Genomic DNA, 17,298 nt, shown 5'->3' on the forward strand with positions numbered 1-17,298 from the left:
GATGACAGCACCAAAACCGGTAGCTTTAATTATTATGGACGGGTTCGGACTGCGTGACACCGTGGAAGGCAATGCGGTTGCACAGGCCAACAAACCGAATTACGACCGGTATTTACAACAGTATCCTCATACAACGCTGACGGCTTCTGGCGAAGCAGTAGGTTTGCCGGAAGGACAAATGGGTAACTCTGAAGTGGGTCACTTGAACATCGGCGCAGGCCGTATCGTATATCAAGACTTGACTCGTATTTCGAAGTCCATCCGTGAAGGTGAATTCTACGACAATGAAACACTGGTTAAAGCAGTGCAACATGCCAAGAAGAACAACACGAAACTTCACCTGTACGGACTTCTGTCCGACGGCGGCGTGCATAGCCATATCAGCCATCTGTTCGCTATGCTGGACTTGGCGAAAAAAGAAGGCCTAACAGAAGTGTACATTCATGCTTTCATGGATGGACGCGACGTTATGCCAGACAGCGGCGTAGGCTTCATGCAGCAGCTGATCGCTAAAATTCAAGAAGTGGGCGTAGGTAAAATTGCGACTGTACAAGGACGCTATTATGCTATGGACCGCGACAAACGTTGGGAACGTGTAGAGAAATCTTACCGTGCAATCGTATACGGAGAAGGACCTCAATACACAGATCCAATGGAAGCATTGAAAGAATCGTATGAAAAATCAGTGTTCGACGAATTTGTGGAGCCAACTGTTATTGTGAAGGCTGACGGAAGTCCTGTAGGGCTGGTCGAAAGCAATGACTCTGTTATCTTCCTCAACTTCCGTCCTGACCGTGCGATTCAACTGTCTCAGGTATTTACAAACGCGGACTTCCGTGGTTTTGACCGTGGCCCGAAATGGCCTAAAGATTTGCACTTTGTTTGCCTGACGTTGTTCAGCGAAACGGTTGAGGGCTTTGTAGCTTACGAACCGAAAAATCTGGATAACACGTTTGGTGAAGTGTTGGTTCAAAACAACAAGAAGCAATTGCGTATTGCCGAGACTGAAAAATATCCGCACGTTACTTTCTTTTTCAGTGGCGGACGTGATGTGGAGCTTCCTGGCGAAACTCGTATTTTGATCAACTCGCCTAAAGTGGCTACATATGACTTGCAGCCGGAAATGAGTGCGTATGAAGTAGCGGATGCTGCTGTTAAGGAAATCGAAGCCGACAAGCATGATGCGATTATCCTGAACTTTGCCAATCCGGATATGGTTGGACACTCCGGTATGCTGGAGCCAACGATTAAGGCGGTAGAGACGACGGATGAATGTGTTGGACGTGTTGTAGATGCGGTTAAAGCCAAAGGTGGCGTGGTTATTATCATTGCCGACCATGGTAACGCGGATATGGAAATTGATGAGCAGGGACGTCCGTTCACAGCTCACACAACGAATCCGGTTCCGTTCATTTTGACTGACGAAAGTATCGTTTTGCGTGAGCATGGAATATTGGCTGACGTAGCTCCAACGCTTCTGGATTTGATGCAACTTCCGCAACCTGCGGAAATGACAGGAAAATCTATGATTGCATCCCGCAAGTAAGCTTGATTTAATAAGTATAGGCTTGACCAATAAATCATGATTCACAAAGGAGATTAAGTACAAATGACTATTATTTCTGACGTGTACGCTCGCGAAGTCCTCGACTCCCGTGGTAACCCTACGGTTGAAGTTGAAGTATATCTGGAATCCGGTGCTATCGGTAGTGCTATCGTTCCTTCCGGTGCCTCCACAGGCGCTCACGAAGCTGTAGAACTTCGTGATAACGACAAATCCCGTTACCTGGGTAAAGGCGTTCTGCAAGCTGTTAAAAACGTGAACGAAATTATTGCTCCTGAAGTAATCGGCTTGGATGCTGTGAACCAAGTAGAAATCGACACGCTGATGATCAAATTGGATGGTACACATAACAAAGGTAAATTGGGTGCAAACGCAATTCTGGCAGTATCCATGGCTGTAGCTCGCGCTGCTGCTGAAGCTCTGGGCTTGCCACTGTACACTTACCTAGGCGGATTCAATGCTAAACAATTGCCAGTACCAATGATGAACATCGTTAACGGTGGCGCTCATGCCGACAATAACGTTGACGTACAAGAGTTCATGGTTCTGCCTGTAGGCGCTCCTACATTTAAAGAAGCTCTGCGTGTAGGCGCAGAAATCTTCCACAACCTGAAATCCGTACTGAACTCCAAAGGTTTGAACACAGCTGTTGGTGATGAAGGTGGTTTTGCTCCTAACTTCAAATCTAACGAAGAAGCTCTGTCCACTATTATCGAAGCGATCGAAAAAGCTGGTTACAAACCAGGTGTTGACGTATTCCTCGGTATGGACGTTGCTTCCACTGAGTTCTTCAAAGATGGAAAATATACTTTGGAAGGCGAAGGCAAATCCTTCACTTCTGCTGAGTTCGTTGACCTGCTTGCTTCTTGGGTTGATAAATACCCAATCATCACTATTGAAGATGGTTGCTCCGAAGATGACTGGGAAGGTTGGAAATTGCTCACTGAAAAATTGGGCAACAAAATCCAATTGGTTGGTGACGACCTGTTCGTAACAAACACAGAGCGTCTGGCTAAAGGTATCGATGAAAACATCGGTAACTCCATCCTGATCAAAGTAAACCAAATCGGTACGCTGACTGAAACATTCGATGCTATCGAATTGGCTAAACGTGCAGGATACACAGCTGTTATCTCTCACCGTTCCGGTGAATCCGAAGACAGCACAATCGCTGATATCGCTGTTGCAACAAATGCAGGCCAAATTAAAACAGGTGCTCCTTCCCGTACTGACCGTATTGCGAAGTACAACCAATTGCTCCGCATTGAGGATCAACTGGGTGAACTGGCTCAATACCACGGCCTGAAATCTTTCTACAACCTGAAAAAATAATATTGCGCAAAAATGCTGATGGCGTCTCTTGACTCATGGTTTATGATCACGAAGTCTGAACGCTCAAAGCTTTTACGCATGAATAAAACAGGCCTACTCGCCACCGCGAGCAGGTCTGTTTTTTGTTATTATGGATGTGTATGAGAATTTATAACTTTGCAAAGGCTTAATGGCTGAGTGACTTGCTATAGCTGTTGTTATCTACTGGAAGCTGTGGTAGAATAAAAATAGTGTTTTGCGTTAATTTCCGGCTATTTATAACATGATATGTACATGTTTTCATAAAAGAGGCTGTGTTGTTTTGCAAAACAGATGTATAAGCTCAGGAGGTGGGATTTTTCATGGAAATCTTTTTGAAAGTGCTGCTCGTTGTGTTCTCGATTGCTGTTATTGCGGTTGTTTTACTGCAAAAGGGGAAAAGTGCAGGTTTGTCCGGTGCCATCTCTGGCGGTGCTGAGCATCTGTTCGGCAAGACAAAAGCTCGCGGTATGGATTTGATTTTACAACGCGCAACTGCTGTTTTGGGTGCGGGTTTCATGATCGTTTCTGTTTTAGTTGCATTTTTTGCAAAATAAGATAAATATGTACCTTAAGCCTTCGTTTCGCGGGAAACGGGGGCTTTTTTTAGATTTTGGACAGGCAGGGATGCCGTCGATTAAATTCGTGTATACTAGGGTATGAGTATATTAAGAGCCTTGTATCAGGAACAAGGACATGCGGATTTTATTACTGAAAATTAAAGGTCACCCGAGGTGGACAATATTATGATAACAGAGCAACAACTACTCGATTTTATGCGCGAGACCGCATACAAACCCATGACTTACCAGGAGCTGGAGCAGCATTTTGATATTAAGGATGCCGAAGATTTCCGTGAATTTCTTAAGCTTTTGAATGCCTTGGAGGAAGAGGGGGAAATTCTGCTGACCCGCACAAACCGTTATGGCGTGCCGGAACGGATGGATTTGCAGCGTGGGCGTTTGCAGGCTCATGCCAAGGGATTTGCCTTTTTGATTCCAGAGGACCGGGAGCACCCGGATGTATATATTCATGCTAACGACTTAAAGAGTGCGATGAATGGAGATACGGTACTGGTAAGAGTGACGTCGAAGGGACCTGCGGGTGGCCGATTAGAAGGCGAAGTTGTGCGGATCGTGAAGCGCGCAGTGCTTCAAGTAGTAGGCGTGTTTCAGAGCCACGAAGCATACGGTTTTGTTTTGCCGGATGATAAGCGCATTAACCGGGATATTTTCATTCCAAAGGATAGCTTCAACGGAGCTGTGAACGGGCAAAAGGTCGTTGTGCGCATTGTGAGCTATCCAGAAGGACGAGCTGCGGCGGAAGGCGAAGTGTTGGAGGTTTTGGGTCATAAGGATGATCCAGGCGTTGACATTTTGTCCGTTATTCGCAAGCATCAGCTTCCGGAAGCTTTTCCAGATGAAGTGACAGAGGAAGCCGAGAATGCTCCCGACGCGATTACGGAAGAAGAGATTGTACGTCAGGGACGGCGCGATCTGCGTGATAAGATCATTGTTACCATTGATGGTGAGGATGCCAAAGACCTGGATGATGCTGTCAATGTAGAGCGCTTGCCGAACGGAAACTACCGTCTGGGCGTTCATATTGCCGACGTAGGGTATTATGTGCGTGAGAACTCCAAGCTGGATCAGGAGGCATATAACCGCGGTTGTAGCGTGTATTTGGTTGACCGTGTCATTCCTATGCTTCCACATCGACTTTCGAATGGAATATGTTCTTTGAATCCACAGGTGGATCGACTGACTTTATCCTGTGAGATGGAATTCAATGAGCATATGAAGGTTGTAAAGCATGATATTTTCACCAGTGTGATTAAAACGAAGGAACGGATGACGTACACTAACGTTCGCAAAATCCTCGAAGAGGAAGATGCTGAACTGATGGAACGGTACAAGGATCTGGTTGATGTATTCGGCACGATGAAGGAATTGGCATTGAAGCTGCGTGCTAATCGAATGCGCCGAGGTGCAGTTGATTTTGATTTTGATGAAGCCAAAGTGATTGTTGATGATGAAGGTAAAGCTGTCGATATTGTGAAGAGGGATCGTACGATAGCTGAACAAATTATTGAAGAGTTTATGTTGGCGGCCAATGAAACGGTAGCTGAACATTTCCATTGGCTCAAAGTACCTTTCTTGTACCGGATTCATGAGGACCCAGATCCAGAGAAGCTGCAAAACTTTATGGCTTTCGCAGCTAATTTTGGGCATCAGATCAAAGGTAGAGGGAATTCCATTCATCCGCGTGCACTGCAAACGTTGCTGGAAGACATTCAGGGTACGAAGGAGCAAACCGTGCTTAGCACGATGATGCTGCGTTCGATGAAGCAGGCAAAGTATGATGCGGAGTCGACAGGTCATTTTGGACTAGCAGCGGAATATTACTCTCATTTTACATCGCCGATTCGTCGTTACCCTGACTTGGTGATTCACCGTGTCATTCGTGAGGTATTGGAGAATGGCGGGGCTTTAACAGCCGAACGTCAGGAATATTTGACTGCACGTATGCCTGATATTGCGCAGCAATCTTCCGAGCGTGAGCGTGTAGCTGTGGATGCAGAGCGTGATACAGAGCAGATGAAAAAGGCTGAGTACATGCTGGATAAGGTCGGCGAGGAATTCGAGGGAATCATCAGCAGTGTAACCAGCTTCGGAATGTTCATAGAGCTCGACAATACAGTGGAGGGTCTGACGCGACTGAGTGCGCTTACGGACGACTATTATCATTTTGACGAGCAGCATATGGCGTTGATCGGCGAACGCACTTCCAAGGTGTTCCGCATTGGAGATGAGGTTAAGGTTCGGGTCGCGCGTGTAAATATGGAAGATTACACAATTGACTTTGAACTTGTCGATATGAAGCAACGGCAACGCCGTGAACGGACTGGCGGTACAGGACAGGGCGGAGGCTTTGCGCGTGGCGAGAGCCGTGGTAAAGGCAAAGGCCGAGAAGGGCGTGACCGCAAGGGCGGCAAGGATAAGACTGGCAAAGAGGGTAAAGGCAGTCGTGATGTTACCGGGAAGCCAAAAGAGGCTGGCGCAGGTAACGGAGGCATTAGCACCGCAGGCCGTTCAGGGCGCGGCGGTGGGAACGGGGCAGGAGCTGGTTCAGCTAGCAGCTTCGGCTTTGGCAGTGGCAAGGGCGGGTATAACTCGCCAGCATCCGGGGCAAGCAAGCGACGGAAGAAGACGTCTGCCAGCGGTATTTTCATCGGCGGAGCAGCTACACCAGGAAGTGATGCCAGACCAAACGGTGAAGGCGCAGCACGACGCAAACGGAAGAATAAGGGCGGAAGTGGCGGCAATAGCACCGCTGGCTTTGTGCGGAAAAAGAAGAAGTAGGTGGCTATACTTGCTTGCTAGAAGGCAGGAGTCTTCTTTCGTGGCAGGGTATGAAACTAATCATGCGACTTAGGTATAAAGGCGGTTTCTGTCTGCAGTAACGGATAGAAGCCGCCTTGTTTTAAGTGTGATGTTAGTGTTAGTTAGAAATGTAGAAGGCTTGACCCTTCTTGCTTTTACCATCTGAAATTTGTTACAATATATTTCTAGGTGGCTCTTTGTAGCCAGATTTTGATGCCTGGATTTCAAGAGTGAATTACGTTATTCATAAGGAGTGGTATTCATGGGTAAGAAGGCAGACGGGAAAGTGCTCGCCCAGAACAAAAAAGCTTCCCATGACTATTTTATTGAGGACACCTACGAGGCGGGCATGGTATTAACGGGAACGGAAATTAAGTCTCTGCGAAATGGTCGTTCCAATATAAGTGATGCATTTGCTACGATCCGTAATGGCGAAATTCATATTCACAATATGCATATCAGTCCTTTTGAGCAAGGTAATCGTAATAATCCTACCGATCCGACGCGTACGCGTAAGCTGCTGTTGCATAAAGAGCAGATTCGCAAGCTTATCGGTCTGTCCAAACAGGAAGGTTACACGATTGTTCCGTTAAAGATTTATGTTCGCAATGGTTATGCCAAGCTTTTGCTCGGACTGGGTAGAGGTAAAAAGCAGTATGATAAACGTGATGCTGCCGCTAAACGCGATGCACAACGTGATATCCAACGCGCTTTGCGCGAGAAGCAGAAAATTGCGAGATAAGTTATTGTATTATTAGTTATGGTACAAATTACGTGGAAAAGTTACTTGTTCCTCTAATGGTGCTATTTTATAAGGCTTAAATGGCTTCATTTCGTTTCGTAATGACCTGTAATATGGTATACTAACGAAGTAGTCAGTTTTAAAGCTTTTAACTTTGTTCGAGTGTTGAATCTTAGGATTCAGCTTTTGATATTATGCATGCTTATGCTCCGGTATTTCCGGATTTATCCGTGGAGCCCTTTTATAATAAGGGGGCGTTTATGGATTCGACGGGGATAGTTCGAGCATGGGTAGCGGGTAGTGGGGACGCGTCCGCTTCATCAACGCTAAAGCCTATTAAACGGCAAACAACAAAACAACTACGCTTTCGCAGCCTAAGAAACTGTGTGCGTGCTTCTACTCTGCATCGCCCATGTGACAGGGATAGGGGCTAACAAATAGTGGGATACGCTGTCTCATCTCCGCCTGCGGTGAGCTGAAGAAGATAATCAGGCTGACCCAACGTATAGCCGGTTACGGGGCGATACTCGGGTGACATCAAAACTGTGACTACACCCGTAGAAGCTTATGTGTCGTTATCTTCGGACAGGGGTTCGACTCCCCTCGCCTCCATACGTAGTATCAGTAACGGACACCATTCGGTGTCCGTTTTTTCTCGTGGACTCGAAAAGGGAGGATCACTTCGGCTCGATGGCTTCTATTTTCTCTGCCATCGAATACGATAGATTCAGATATAAGGTGATATAGCTAGGACGACAAAATATTTTGACAGAATATTTATCGTGTGGGAATATTGGGGTATCTGATTTTGTAGTGAAGAGGTGTTGCCATTATCGACTAAGTAGTAGTAACCGTTAAATTAATTCATAACTGAGTTGCACAATCTACTAAAAGGGGTCTGAGAGAGATGTCTAACCTGTTTGAAAAATTTAGATTGATAACCATGGTACTTTTAATGTTATTTATGATGACTTCTAATAACTCAGGTTTTGTCTATGCTTCGTCCAACGAAATATCTGCATCTAATCCTTCACATCAGTTCATTAATGTTGCAGCTGACTCCCTCAGGTCATATGCAGTTAAATCAGACGGAACTGTATGGGGTTGGGGATCAGGGTTGAACGAAAGAGGCGAGTTGGTTGGTTACCCTAACTTTGTTGAAATTCCAGTGAAGATTCCAAATGTGAGTGAAATAACGAAAGTTGTTGGTGGGATGAATAGTTTTCAGCTTGCCTTGAAATCAGACGGAACTGTATGGTCCTGGGGATATAACAGCGAAGGTCAGCTAGGCGACGGAACAAATACTTACAGATCGAAACCTGTAATGATACATAATCTACATGATGTAATTTCTATATCAGCTGGAAGTCATCATTCACTGGCTTTAAAATCAGATGGAACAGTATGGACTTGGGGCTATAACGCATATGGAATTTTGGGGGATGGATCTTATATTGATCAATATACTCCAGTTCAAGTGAAAAATTTGTCAAATGTCATTTCTATCACAGGTAGTTATGAAAAATCAAAAGCTGTCAAATCAGATGGGACTGTGTGGGAGTGGGGATACTTAGTTAATGGTTCAAATTATCAGACCACACCAACACAAATTTTAGGAATAGAAAATGTAAAAGCACTCGCTAATATTTCTACATTAGCTACACTGGCACTTAAAGCGGATGGGACTGTCTGGGTTTGGGATGACTATAGATCAACTCCTACACAAGTTGAAAATCTAGATAACATTGTAGCTATATCAAATGGAATGGCATTGAAGTCAGATGGGAAAGTTGTATTAATTAAAGAAGACATATTCACTAATCAAATTGAAGTAACTCCAGTTGAATTAACAGATGTCACTCAAATATCTAAAACATACGCCCAATACCCCGGTCATCAACTAGCAATAAAAAAAGATGGATCGGTCTGGGCTTGGGGCGGCAACGATTATGGACAGTTAGGTGATGGTACACTTGATGATAAGCTCATACCAGTTGAGGTGAATTTCCCTGGTGATGAACTTGTCCACAGTGTTACAGGTTCCGTATACGGTATTGAGGGTATGCCAGTGGAGTATGCTACCGTAACAGCTAGCACGTATAACCAATCTTGGACGGTGACTACGGATGTGTATGGGAAATACACACTATTACTTCCTTCAGAAATTTATACATTAAGCGTTTATGCAGATGGCTATGTAGATAATTCAAAATCAAATGTAAGTGTGACTTCAAGTGCGTATGATACATTTGATTTTAACTTGGTGGGGTATGGTGGATTTGTTAAATTAGTATTTAAAGATACTGATGGCAAAGCATTAATAAATCCAATGATATCTATAAAAAGAATGGATAATAGCACCGTCTACTCAGGAGTAATTTATGGGAAAGACGAATGGGTTTATCCTTTAGGTGTTGGGACATATAACGTTACAATTGGTGAAGTCACTCGTCTTGTTGATGTTGAACTAAATAAATTATACATTTTTGACCCAATGAACTCTAAAGCTGGAAGTGTAATAAAAGGTAAGGTGAGTGGAGTTGATGGCTATCCAGTGGAGCAAGCTACGGTAATTGCTAGTACGTACAATCAATTATGGACAGCTACGACCGATGTATATGGGGAATATACTCTCTCGGTTCCTTCCGGAAAATATACGTTGAATGCCTTTGCCAATGGGTATATTAAAAGTTCCAAATCAGATGTGAGTGTTACTTCTAGTGTTTATGAAACAGCTGATTTTAACCTGGTTGGCTACGGTGGATTTGTTAAATTCGTATTCAAAGATGCTGAGGGTAAACCCTTGTCAAATCCATATCTGTCCATAAGAAGAGCAGACAATACCTTTACCTACTCGGGAATCGTCTATGGAAAAGATGAGTGGATATATCCACTAAGTGTTGGAGAATATGATATCACGATTGGTGAAGTTACTCGACGCATTAATGTAAAGCTTAATGAACTATTAATACTTAATCCAGCTGACCCAAATTAAGCCGGTTACGGGGCGATACTCGGGTGACATCAAAACTGTGACTACACCCGTAGAAGCTTATGTGTCGTTATCTTCGGACAGGGGTTCGACTCCCCTCGCCTCCATTTGAGTAAGACAAGAAAGCCATCAGCCCGTGATTCTGGTTGGTGGCTTTTTATTATGGCTCTAGTAATTGAGTTGAAAGGTTTTACACAACTTGTAGCTTAAAGGTGTCTCTAAGTGTTCTGGCTGCTTTTCTTTTCGAAAAAGTATTGACACGGATAGAAAAGTATTATATCTTTATATCAAGATAAATAAATTAAAGATAAAAGTGATCATAAAATTTTGAATAGGGAGGTATATACATGATTACCATTTTAGAAAGAATTAATCAGCTTGCAAAAAAAGCGAAAGAAGTTGGGTTGACTGAAATTGAAAAAATGGAACAAACCGATCTTCGCAAAGAATACCTTCAAATCTTTCGGGGCTCTGTACAAAGCATTCTCTTGAATGCTACGATCTATGATCCGAATGGAGATGATGTTACTCCTGAAAAACTTAGAAAAGAACAGGCTCGAGTCGCTAAGCAATAGATTTAATTTTATTTAATATCTCTAATTTAATAATCTTAAAATAATATAATATGGAGAGTGATTCTTATGTTGGCAAGTGGATTGTTATTGATACGTTTGGTGGTTGGATTATTATTGGTGGGGCATGGAGCGCAGAAGCTTTTTGGGTGGTTTGGCGGCTATGGTCCAAAGGGTACGGGCGGTTGGATGGAATCGATTGGCATTAAGCCCGGAGTATTCATGGCAGTGGCTGCTGGGTTGATGGAATTGTTGGGAGGAGCTCTATTTGCTGTAGGATTGCTCACTCCACTGGCTGCATTGTTGATTACGGCGACTATGCTCGGAGCAATTTTCAAAGTACATGGCCAAAACGGGATCTGGGCAACGGCTAATGGCTATGAATATCCGCTAGTTCTTATTGCAGTTGTAATCGGTATTGCGTTGACAGGAGCAGGTTCATATTCCATTGATGCAATACTTAGATAAAACATGATGTTTAGGTCATTAAAAGTCATCAACAACAAAAAATAAAGGTTCCTACGATTAAAGGAGGGTTTCATATGTCACTTCAAACTACAGGTATCCATCATATTACTGCTTTTGCCGGTAATCCGCAGGAAAATGTCGACTTCTATGCCGGCGTCCTGGGACTTCGGTTAGTGAAGAAAACGATCAACTTCGATGCTCCTGAGGTTTACCACTTGTACTTTGGCAACGATGCAGGGAGTCCTGGAACGATCATTACCTTTTTTCCTGCACCAGGAACTCCCAAAGGGCGAATCGGAGGAGGCCAGGTGGGCATAACCTCGTATGTAGTACCCCCAGGTTCACTTGATTTTTGGCAGCATCGTTTGCAAAGCTTGGATATTCAAGTTACGAAAACGAGCCGTTTTTCTGAACAATATCTTCAATTCGAGGATAATGAGGGTTTACGTCTTGAGCTTGTTGAACGTGAAGAGGGAGCGAATAGTACTTGGTCTTACGGTGGCATTTCAGCCGATAAAGCAATTAAGGGGTTTGGAGGTGCCGTGCTATTTAGTGTCAATCCACAGAGAACGATGGATGCATTGGAGAGCATACTCGGATTTACGAAAATCGCTGAAGACGCCGAATATGCGCGTTATCAGTCCGTAGGAGAAATCGGCAACATCGTGGATGTCCCACTCGCCAAAATAGGTCTAGGCTTTGGTGGAGCAGGCACGGTACATCACATTGCATGGCGTGCAAAAGACTTCGAACAACATGAAGAATGGAGAAGCGCAGTCCAGCATTATGGCTATCAGCCGACTCCAATCATAGACCGCCAATATTTTAATGCGATATATTTCAGAGAAGCGGGCGGCATATTATTTGAAATTGCTACAGATCCACCGGGATTTGCTAACGATGAACCTGCTGAATCTATGGGGCAGAAATTAATGCTGCCAGAGTGGTATGAACCGCAGCGGGCTCAAATCGAGGCGAATCTGCATCCTATTAAAGTGAGAACATTAACGGAAAAACAAAAGTAAGTAAAAGTTGCATACGACTCTTCCATAAGATAGCTTGCCGAGTTTGGCCTGCTCTCATATGGAGGAGTCTTTTTATTTCGGGAAAGATTCATGTGTCTCGGGACCTTCCGGCCTCTTGCTATTCCACCAGCTTTTCAGACTTCACTAGCATTTCTCGTAATACGTGAGCGACTCGACTTTTCCGGTTCGCTGCTTTCTTTTTTATCAAGTGTAATGACTTTTTGTATGCAAGAGTATGGCTTTGATCGTAGAACTGTTTGGCTGCAATGCGTAGTGTTCTTCTTAATAACAGTGCTGATGAGCGTGTTAACCTAGAGCGGAATCCCCTGCGCAATACCCGCAACGTATTTTTGTAGGTCTCAAAATCCTCGGATGGAGGGATAAGGGCAAATAAATTTAACGAGGAGTCATGGAATCCGTAGGTTTCATACATGATTCTCAGATTTTCCGTATTTAACACGTTACCTCTAAGATAGGTTGGATGTTCCTGATGATATCCGACCACCTCTTTGATGCAATAAAAAGGAATCTTCAAGCGATGTAGTCTATAGCCAAGGTCCCAGTCCTCGAGTCCATAGAGCACAAACCGTTCATTGAAACCTCCAATACGAATCAAGTGACTGCGTTTGATGGCTACACAACGAGTAACCAGCAGCATCCAGGGGGCTACGTCCGTTGAGGCAAATTGTTTCTGCGTATTCGGAGGAACCCTTGTGGGACTAACTACTTTAGACAGTGCACCCGTTTGGTGAAGGATATCTTCTGGGGTTATGATCGGAGTAATTTTGTTTGCTGCTTCATAGTCAGCATTCCATAAGTTGGACTGCGTAAGTATGTTGCGACATTGTTCTTTTTCTTCAGGAGAAAAGTCAGGGTAATAATGGGTAAAAGCATCGTCCCACGAGTGAGGAATGCCTGAAAGCACGGACTTGGGATATTTACGGTGATAACGGCTCACGATCCTAATAAATTCCGGTAATACTACAAAGTCAGCGTCGCAGAAGATGATGTATAGCCCTCTTGCACGGCGCAGTCCCAAATTTCGAACGGCAGATCGACCGCGTTGTTCCTGATGTGACACATAGATAAGAGGATAGGATGCTTTGAAGTCTTCGACCATTTCTCTCGTTCCGTCTGTAGAACCGTCATCAGCTACAATGACTTCGAATAGTTGCTTTGGATAGGTTTGTGTCTCAAATGAAGCGAGTGTAAGCAACAATTGCTGGACTCGATTATAGGTTGGAATGATGACGCTGTAGCGGATAGCCAATATGATCTCCCCCCCACCATTTTTATTAGTGAACGTATGAACAAGATAAATAATAACAATGTATTCAAGGATTTTAGCCTGGTCTAGTCAAACATCCCTCAAGGTTCGAAACAGGCTTGGTCTTATCGCGGAAGTTAAGGTGGGAGTTCTGTATTTCCTGCTAATTTGCAGGTACGTTCAGTGGTGTTATGTATGTATAATCATGGTATTATGCATAGAGATGTAAAGTAAAAGCGCGGGCGTTTCCTATCCGCTGAAAGCCCACTCAGCATACAGAAACAAACATGAGATGAAATGGGCAAGTTATGGTAAACTATATGGAGTTATAGAAGACCTGAAAGAGGAGTACTATATGACACAATTTGTCTATAAGCAAATTATTGACGATCTCAAGATGAAAATCTTTGCTGGAAAGTTTGCAGATATGAGATTGCCAGATGAACGTAGTCTTAGTGAGACTTACCAGGTTAGTCGTAGTTCAATTAAACGTGCTCTGACTAAAATGGAGAATGTCGGAATTATTTTTAAAAAACAAGGTTCCGGGACATTTATTAATCCATTATACATAAGAAATGAATCTATCTTTAACTACGAAGGCTCTAATCTAGGAGTCACTGATAATTTTCAAATGCATGGTAAAAAGCCAAAAATCAAAGTACTGAGTTTTGAGGTCATTCCGCCAACAGAAGAATTACAGCGCGATTTGTTCTTGGAGACTCATGATTTTGTATACAAAATTGTCCGCTTACGTTTGTTTGATGATGATCCTTTTATGATTGAAACAGGCTATATCCCTATTAAAATTGTTCAGAATTTAAATCAGACTATTATCGAGGGGTCCATTTTTAATTATTTGGAAGACTCGCGGAACTTGGCCGTCACCAAATCTTTTTTATCCATTTTTGCAGAACCGTCCCAAGAGAATGATCAAAAGCTGCTACATTTAAATGAAAATGAGCCTGTAGGTATTATGGAAGGTGTGTTCTTTTTAGATAACGGTACGCCATTTGAGTTTTCTCATATGCGATTTCATTACAAATATTTAAAATTTAATACCTTTGTATCGGTTCACTAATGATAAGACTGGAGAATTCTCCGGTCTTTTTTTTATAATTTTGAGAAAAGGATTGGAGCCTGCGATTGCAACGGTTATTACAAATTTTATTGGTTTATACTTCTATATATTTTAATGTAAGAGCTTTTTTACTGTCTTTTTAATTTATATTTCATAGTATGTTCAAAATTTCACAAAATTGGACCGTATCACTTGTGAAAAAGGTTGAATTTAATCGGCGCGGCGTTATGATGTACATGTAGATGAAATTTCCGGAAATAAATTACAAACAATACTACTTAGGGAGTGGACACCATGTCATTATCACCCGTGTTAGCAGATTATTCATCTAAAACATATTTAGAAAAACTTGATGCATATTGGCGTGCAACGAACTACATTTCGGTAGGTCAGCTTTATTTAAAAGATAATCCTTTGTTGAGAGAGCCTTTAAAAGATTCAGATGTGAAGGTTAAGCCTATTGGACACTGGGGCACAATTCCAGGACAAAACTTTATTTATGCACATCTAAATCGTGTTATTAATAAATATGATTTGAACATGCTTTACATTGAGGGCCCTGGTCACGGCGGTCAGGTTATGGTTTCAAATTCATATCTGGATGGAAGTTACACCGAAATCTATCCGCAAATTACGCAAGATATCCCAGGTATGAAGAAATTGTTCAAACAATTCTCTTTCCCTGGCGGTATTGCTTCACATGCTGCTCCTGAAACACCTGGATCTATCCATGAAGGTGGAGAATTAGGCTACTCCCTTTCTCATGGTGTAGGTGCCATTCTGGATAATCCTGATCTGATTTCGGCTGTTGTTATTGGTGATGGCGAAGCTGAAACGGGTCCACTAGCCGCTTCGTGGTTCTCTAACAGATTTATCAACCCGATCACGGATGGTGCAGTGCTGCCAATCTTGCACTTGAATGGCTTTAAGATTAGTAACCCAACGATTATGTCTCGTCAATCGAAAGAAGAATTGACCTCATACTTTAAAGGTTTGGGCTGGGAGCCATTCTTTGTTGAAGGTGAAAATCCGGATCACATGCATCCAGAAATGGCGAAAGTATTGGATACGGCCATCGAGAAAATTGAAGCTATTCAAAAGAATGCGCGTGAAAATAATGATCTTACTCGTCCAGCGTGGCCGATGATTGTATTCCGTTCACCTAAAGGCTGGACGGGTCCAAAGGAATGGGACAACGTGCCGAATACAAATTCATTCCGTGCCCATCAGGTTCCAATTCCGGTTGATCAAAAAAATATGCAGCACGCACCTGCTTTGTTAGAATGGTTGAATAGCTACAGACCAGAGGAATTGTTCGACGAAAACGGTCGTTTAAACTCTGAGCTTGCTGAAATTCTGCCTACAGGCGATAAACGTATGGGAATGAACCCTGTTGCGAATGCGGGTAACCTCATTAAAGACTTGAAGTTACCGGATTTCCGTAACTATGCGCTGGATAATTCCGTACCTGGTAAAGTGATTGCGCAAGATATGTCGGTTTTAGGGAAATACGTTAAAGATGTGGTTGTCTTAAATGAAGAAAATCGTAATTTCAGAATCTTCGGACCGGATGAAACAATGTCTAATCGCTTGGCTCCTGTTTTTGAAGTAACCAAACGCCAATGGATGGACCAAATTATTGAACCTAATGATGAATTTTTGTCGTCCTATGGCCGCGTAATTGACTCCCAATTATCCGAACACCAGGCTGAAGGATTGCTGGAAGGTTATGTGTTAACTGGTCGTCATGGTTTCTTTGCAAGTTACGAAGCTTTCCTGCGTGTGGTTGACTCAATGATCACCCAACACTTTAAGTGGCTGCGTAAAGCAACGGATCAAGGATGGCGTGCAGATATCCCATCATTGAATGTCGTAGCAACTTCAACGGTGTTCCAACAGGATCATAATGGGTATACACACCAAGATCCAGGTTTGTTGGGTCATTTGGCTGATAAAAAACCGGAATTTATTCGGGAGTATCTGCCAGCGGATGCCAATTCCTTGTTGGCTGTTTTCGACACCATTTTAAACGACCGTCAAAAGATCAATTTGATTGTTTCGTCCAAACACCCACGTCCACAATGGTTTACTGCTGATGAAGCGAAGGAATTGGTGGATAAAGGGTTAAAGATCATTGACTGGGCAAGTACAGATCAAGGTGGAGAACCTGATCTTGTCATTGCTTCTGCTGGTACAGAGCCAACGATTGAAAGTTTAGCTGCGATTTCCATTTTGCATGAAAAACTGCCTGAATTGAAGATTCGGTACATCAACGTGGTAGATTTGCTGAAACTGAGAAGTCAAAAACTAGACCCGCGTGGATTATCTGACGCCGAGTTTGATCACTTTTTCACAAAGGATAAACCAGTAGTTTTCGCTTTCCATGGTTACGAAGGTCTGATCAAAGATCTGTTCTTTGATCGTCACAATCATAACTTGCATGTACATGGTTACCGTGAGAACGGCGATATTACGACACCGTTTGATATGCGTGTATTGAATCAAATGGATCGTTTTGACTTAGTGAAGGAAGCTGTTCTCAACTTACCTGACGCTGGGAAGTACACCAACATTGTGGATGAAATGGATGCTACGGTTAAGAAACATCATCAATTCATTCGCGAAGAGGGCATTGACTTGCCAGAGGTAGAGAACTGGGTATGGAAAGGCTTGAAATAAAAATTAAGACGCTTCAACTTTGTGTTGGACAACCAAGCAATTCAGCATGAAGTGGAATATATGATTTGGTAGCGGTATACGAGTGCCTGACTCCTTGAATTCAAGTATGATTTCAACGGGGATCAGGCACTTTTTGATGTAGCATACAGAGAATTTAATAGGAAAGTCACGAACTGGT

At 43.2% G+C, this 17,298-nt stretch carries 12 protein-coding genes and 1 other RNA gene; 12 read left to right on the forward strand and 1 reads right to left on the reverse strand.

All coding sequences use genetic code 11. The features are described 5' to 3' along the window. Position 1: 1 nt before the first annotated feature. The 10 genes from gpmI to MLD56_RS01010 all read left to right on the forward strand — a co-directional run bounded on the left by gpmI (position 2) and on the right by MLD56_RS01010 (position 12,096). Positions 2-1,546 (forward strand): 2,3-bisphosphoglycerate-independent phosphoglycerate mutase, encoded by a 1,545-nt coding sequence (gene gpmI, locus MLD56_RS00965; RefSeq protein WP_029518987.1) that lies wholly within the window; start codon positions 2-4, stop codon positions 1,544-1,546. 63 nt (positions 1,547-1,609) lie between these two features. After that, positions 1,610-2,896 carry a phosphopyruvate hydratase gene (eno, locus tag MLD56_RS00970; RefSeq protein ID WP_013308266.1) on the forward strand — a complete coding sequence of 429 codons (1,287 nt, stop codon included), beginning with the start codon at positions 1,610-1,612 and terminating at the stop codon, positions 2,894-2,896. Between the two features lie 341 nt (positions 2,897-3,237). After that, entirely contained in the window at positions 3,238-3,471 is a 234-nt protein-coding gene (gene secG, locus MLD56_RS00975) for a preprotein translocase subunit SecG (protein WP_013308268.1), read from the forward strand. A 189-nt stretch (positions 3,472-3,660) separates the two neighbouring features. Next, entirely contained in the window at positions 3,661-6,276 is a 2,616-nt protein-coding gene (gene rnr, locus MLD56_RS00980; RefSeq protein ID WP_029518986.1) for a ribonuclease R, read from the forward strand. Positions 6,277-6,559: 283 nt separating this feature from the next. Continuing rightward, complete coding sequence (smpB, locus tag MLD56_RS00985; protein WP_013308270.1) at positions 6,560-7,039, forward strand: SsrA-binding protein SmpB; 480 nt, start codon at positions 6,560-6,562, stop codon at positions 7,037-7,039. A gap of 250 nt (positions 7,040-7,289) precedes the next feature. Further along, positions 7,290-7,654, forward strand: a transfer-messenger RNA (tmRNA) gene (gene ssrA, locus MLD56_RS00990). 292 nt (positions 7,655-7,946) lie between these two features. Next, positions 7,947-10,034: a carboxypeptidase regulatory-like domain-containing protein gene (locus MLD56_RS00995; RefSeq protein WP_029514617.1), complete on the forward strand. Its 2,088-nt coding sequence runs from the start codon at positions 7,947-7,949 to the stop codon at positions 10,032-10,034. 344 nt (positions 10,035-10,378) lie between these two features. Next, positions 10,379-10,606, forward strand: coding sequence for a DUF896 domain-containing protein (locus MLD56_RS01000; protein WP_029516934.1), 228 nt, complete (start codon positions 10,379-10,381; stop codon positions 10,604-10,606). 66 nt (positions 10,607-10,672) lie between these two features. Further along, complete coding sequence (locus MLD56_RS01005; RefSeq protein ID WP_029516933.1) at positions 10,673-11,071, forward strand: DoxX family protein; 399 nt, start codon at positions 10,673-10,675, stop codon at positions 11,069-11,071. Positions 11,072-11,145: 74 nt separating this feature from the next. After that, positions 11,146-12,096 carry a ring-cleaving dioxygenase gene (locus MLD56_RS01010; protein ID WP_029516932.1) on the forward strand — a complete coding sequence of 317 codons (951 nt, stop codon included), beginning with the start codon at positions 11,146-11,148 and terminating at the stop codon, positions 12,094-12,096. 118 nt (positions 12,097-12,214) lie between these two features. Here the strand turns inward: MLD56_RS01010 and MLD56_RS01015 are convergent, their stop codons facing one another. Next, positions 12,215-13,366, reverse strand: a complete 1,152-nt coding sequence (locus MLD56_RS01015; protein WP_241113451.1) for a glycosyltransferase — start codon at positions 13,364-13,366, stop codon at positions 12,215-12,217. A gap of 352 nt (positions 13,367-13,718) precedes the next feature. On the opposite strand from MLD56_RS01015, the gene MLD56_RS01020 reads away from it, so the two are divergent. Both MLD56_RS01020 and MLD56_RS01025 read left to right on the forward strand, forming a co-directional pair. Then, entirely contained in the window at positions 13,719-14,441 is a 723-nt protein-coding gene (locus MLD56_RS01020) for a GntR family transcriptional regulator (RefSeq protein WP_023986502.1), read from the forward strand. 294 nt (positions 14,442-14,735) lie between these two features. Further along, on the forward strand, positions 14,736-17,120 hold the full coding sequence (locus MLD56_RS01025; RefSeq protein ID WP_241113452.1) for a phosphoketolase family protein: 2,385 nt from the start codon (positions 14,736-14,738) through the stop codon (positions 17,118-17,120). Positions 17,121-17,298: the final 178 nt, after the last annotated feature.

Origin of the sequence: Paenibacillus peoriae (assembly GCF_022531965.1) — a bacterium.
GTDB lineage: Bacteria > Bacillota > Bacilli > Paenibacillales > Paenibacillaceae > Paenibacillus > Paenibacillus polymyxa_D.

What these genes read in the sequence shown, in the direction of transcription:
- MLD56_RS01020 (WP_023986502.1), top strand. Translation starts at nt 13,719, where the DNA reads ATGACACAATTTGTCTATAAGCAAATTATTGACGATCTCAAGATGAAA.
- MLD56_RS01025 (WP_241113452.1), top strand. Translation starts at nt 14,736, where the DNA reads ATGTCATTATCACCCGTGTTAGCAGATTATTCATCTAAAACATATTTA.
- gpmI (WP_029518987.1), top strand. Translation starts at nt 2, where the DNA reads ATGACAGCACCAAAACCGGTAGCTTTAATTATTATGGACGGGTTCGGA.
- MLD56_RS01000 (WP_029516934.1), top strand. Translation starts at nt 10,379, where the DNA reads ATGATTACCATTTTAGAAAGAATTAATCAGCTTGCAAAAAAAGCGAAA.
- smpB (WP_013308270.1), top strand. Translation starts at nt 6,560, where the DNA reads ATGGGTAAGAAGGCAGACGGGAAAGTGCTCGCCCAGAACAAAAAAGCT.
- eno (WP_013308266.1), top strand. Translation starts at nt 1,610, where the DNA reads ATGACTATTATTTCTGACGTGTACGCTCGCGAAGTCCTCGACTCCCGT.
- rnr (WP_029518986.1), top strand. Translation starts at nt 3,661, where the DNA reads ATGATAACAGAGCAACAACTACTCGATTTTATGCGCGAGACCGCATAC.
- secG (WP_013308268.1), top strand. Translation starts at nt 3,238, where the DNA reads ATGGAAATCTTTTTGAAAGTGCTGCTCGTTGTGTTCTCGATTGCTGTT.
- MLD56_RS01010 (WP_029516932.1), top strand. Translation starts at nt 11,146, where the DNA reads ATGTCACTTCAAACTACAGGTATCCATCATATTACTGCTTTTGCCGGT.
- MLD56_RS00995 (WP_029514617.1), top strand. Translation starts at nt 7,947, where the DNA reads ATGTCTAACCTGTTTGAAAAATTTAGATTGATAACCATGGTACTTTTA.
- MLD56_RS01005 (WP_029516933.1), top strand. Translation starts at nt 10,673, where the DNA reads ATGTTGGCAAGTGGATTGTTATTGATACGTTTGGTGGTTGGATTATTA.